Source organism: Bifidobacterium indicum (assembly GCF_036987015.1).
GTDB classification, from domain to species: domain Bacteria; phylum Actinomycetota; class Actinomycetes; order Actinomycetales; family Bifidobacteriaceae; genus Bombiscardovia; species Bombiscardovia indica.
This window is the reverse complement of sequence record NZ_BTXM01000012.1, coordinates 1-3661: the sequence shown is the minus strand read 5'-3', so window position 1 is coordinate 3661 and position 3661 is coordinate 1. Positions and strand designations below refer to the sequence as shown.

The 3661-nt window shown below is 73.5% G+C and carries 1 protein-coding gene; it reads left to right on the top strand.

Annotation, left to right across the window (positions count from 1 at the left end; all coding sequences use genetic code 11):
* The first annotated feature begins 106 nt into the window (after positions 1 to 106).
* Positions 107 to 3562: an RCC1 domain-containing protein gene (locus tag AACP59_RS09415; protein WP_339352942.1), complete on the top strand. Its 3456-nt coding sequence runs from the start codon at positions 107 to 109 to the stop codon at positions 3560 to 3562.
* Positions 3563 to 3661 lie beyond the last annotated feature (99 nt).

Genomic DNA, 3661 nt, shown 5'->3' with positions numbered 1-3661 from the left:
CAGGCCGTCGGGTGTGTGGTTCCCGTGGCCGTTGACGGTGTCGGGTGTCGTGTTCGATGGGGTGCCTTCCCTGGTCGTGCCGGTGAGGAATGCGGATGGTTCGTGGGTGGTGCGTCCGGCGGCGCATGTGCCGGGTCCGGTGGATGTGCGGGTGTCCTGGTCCAGGCAGGGCCGTGACTCGGGTACGGTCATCCTCCCGTATACGTATATGCCGCTTGGTCATCGTGTCGTGTTCGACCCGGGGAACGGGGGCGCGGTCTCGGCGCAGGATGTGGATGAGTGGGGGCGGGTGTCCCGTCCCGTGGACCCGGTCAGGTCCGGGTTCGTGTTCGATGGCTGGTTCCGGGGGGATGCGGCCTGGGACTTCTCCCGGCCGGTGACGGGTGATGTGACGTTGACGGGCCGGTGGAGCCGGCCGGGCGCCTGGACCCGCACCCCCGCCTCCGGGCCCACGGGTGGCGGCACGGGCGTGACCCTGGCGCCGCCGTCCGGGGTGGCGGGCGGCCGTCTGGCCGGCGTGTCCGCGGGTGGTTCGCATTCGCTGGGCGTGTCCGGCGCGGGACGCGTGTACGCGTGGGGCGGCAACGACCGTGGCCAGCTGGGCGACGGGACCCGCTCCGGGCATGCCGACCCGGCGGGCGCCGCCATCCCGGCGGGCGTGACCGTCACCCAGGCGCGTGCGGGCCGGGACTATTCGGTCGCCCTGGACACGGCCGGGCGCGTCTGGACGTGGGGCGACAACACGTCCGGCCAGCTGGGCCGCGGCAGTGTGGGCGGCGACGACCCGACCCCCGCCCCGGCGGCCACGGGCGCAACCCGGTTCACGCAGGTCAGCGCGGGCGACGCCCACGTGCTCGCCCTGGACACGGACGGGCGCGTCTGGTCGTGGGGCGCGGATGCGCACGGCCAGCTGGGCGACGGGGGTGCGGGCGGCGCCTCCGGCACGCCCGCCATGCGGAGCATGCCCTCCCGGGCGAGGTTCACGCAGGTGCAGGCCGGCGGGGCGCATTCCCTGGCCGTGGCGGGCGACGGGGGCCTGTACGCGTGGGGCGACGACACGCACGGCCAGCTGGGCGACAACCGCACCGGCGTCACCAGTACCGCCACACCCGTCGCGGTGCGCGCCCCCTCGGACGCGGCCCGCGGGTTCGCCTGGCTGGGCCTGGCCGCCGGCGGCGACCACTCGCTCGCCGTGGGCACGAGCACCGACACGGGCAGCGTGTACGGGTTCGGATCGGACCGTCAGGGCCAGCTGGGCGACGGCAGGACCGGTGTCGACGCGGCCCTTCCCGTCAGGCCATCCCTGCCCACGGGCGCGGCCATCACGGGCCTGTCGGCGGGCGGCGCCTCCTCGCAGGCCCTCACCGGCACGGGCCTGCTGTACGCGTGGGGCGCCAACGACAAGGGACAACTCGGCGACGGCACCACCACCGGACGCGCCACCCCGGTCGGCATCACCATACCCACGCGCGCAGGCGCCTGGGCGGACACGAGCATCGGCGCCGGGCACGCGCTGGGCATCGACTCGGCGGGCGGCCTGCGCTCCTGGGGCGGCAACGACCAGGGCCAGCTGGGCGACGGCACCAGCACGGGCAGGACCACGCCGGTGACGGTGGCCTTCCCCGTGCTGAAGGTGACGGGCGTGGACTTCGACACGACGCCAGGCGCCGGCCTCACCCGCCGGGCGGACGGCTCCTGGGGCGTGGCCTCGCCCGCCAGGCGGCACCGGCCCGGCCTGGTGCCCCTGCGCGTGCATTGGACCCTGGGCGGCGCCGTCCAGCCGGACACGGTCCTGGACTTCACGTACACGCCGGCCCGGTACACGGTCACCTGGGAGGCGGACGGCGGCACACCCGCCCCCTCCCCCGCCACTCTCACCGTGGACGAGGACACCATACTGGAGCGCCCCACGGCGCCGACGCGTGCCGGCCGCCTGTTCGACGGCTGGTTCGACGGGGAGACGGCCTGGGACTTCACCCGGCCCGTGGAGCACGACATGACCCTGAAGGCCCGGTGGAGCCTGCAGGGCGGCCGGTGGACCATCAGCCCCGACCACGGGGCCGACGCCGGGGGCGACACCATCACCCTGACCCCGCCACCCGCACGCGGGGTCAGACTCGCCGCCCTGACCGGCGGAGGCGGCACCCACGCCCTGGGCCTCGGATCCGACGGCCGGCTGTACGCATGGGGCGGCAACACCGACGGCCAGCTCGGCGACGGCACCCGCACCGAACGCGACCGGCCCGTCACCGTGCACACCCCCGCCGGGGCGCCCGCCGGATCCACCTGGACCCAGGCCAGCGCCGGCGACACCCACACCACCGCCATCGACAACAACGGCGACCTGTACACCTGGGGCGCGCTGGACACCGGCCTGGGCGACCAGGCCGCCACCACCGGCAGCCCCACACCCGTCAAGGTCGCCACCCCCACCGGCGCACCCGCCGGGTTCCGGTACACCCACACCGCCGCCGGCGACGGATACAGCCTGGCCGTCGGCAACGACGGCAACCTGTACGCGTGGGGCGCGCTGGCCACGGGCCTGGGCGACCAGGCCGGCACCACCGTCAGCCCCACACCCATCCGCGCCGCCACCCCGGCCGGCGCACCCGCCGGGTTCCGGTACCTGCGCGCCTGGGCCGGCGAACGCCACGCCCTCGCCCTGGGAGACGACGGACACCTGTACGCATGGGGAGCCAACACCAACGGACAGACCGGACAGACCCCCACCGGCACACCCACCCGCACACCAACCCGCGTAAGCGACCCCGCCGGCACCACACCCCGATACCTGCAGGCCAGCGCCGGACGCGACCACAACCTCGCCCTCGACGACCAGGGACGCGCCTGGGCATGGGGAGACAACGACGACGACACCAACGGACCCACACCCGTCCAGGTACCCGCCCCCGCAGGCTCGCCCGCAGGCACCGGATACACCGCCGTGGCCACGGGCCGCTACCACAGCATGGCCCTGGCCGACGACCACACCATCCAGGCATGGGGATCCAACTACGCCGGCCAACTCGGCGACGGCACCACCACCAACCACACCAGACCCGCCCCCGTCCTCACCAGGGACGGCACCCCCCTGAAAGCCGACACCATCGCCACCGGCATGGCCACCGGCATGGCCACCGGAACCGACGGCAACACCTGGACCTGGGGACTGGACACCTTCGGACAGACCGGCACCGGCCGACGCAACAACACCCGCAACGCCACCCGCGCCGCCATACCCGCCCAAGGCGAACCCACCAACATCCTCATCGACGGGCAAACCACCACCAACACCACACGAGAAAACAACGGCACCTGGACCACACGAACACCCGAACACGACCCAGGCACCACCAACGTACGCATCCAATGGACCCTCGCCGGACAACCCCAACCCGACGACACCACCAACACCTACACCTACACCCACGTCGGCCACCTACCCCACACCGGAGGCACCGGCATACTCCTCCTCCTCATCGCCGGCCTGCTCACCATGAGCGGCACACAAGCCAGAAAACGACAAAAACAACAACACACCACCAACACTTCACACGAGTAAGGGGCCACACCAAAGGGATCTCCCCATCCCGGCCCAGGAGACGACCCGCCACCAACACACCCCACGGCGGGCCGCCTCCACCCCACACCCACCCCCACC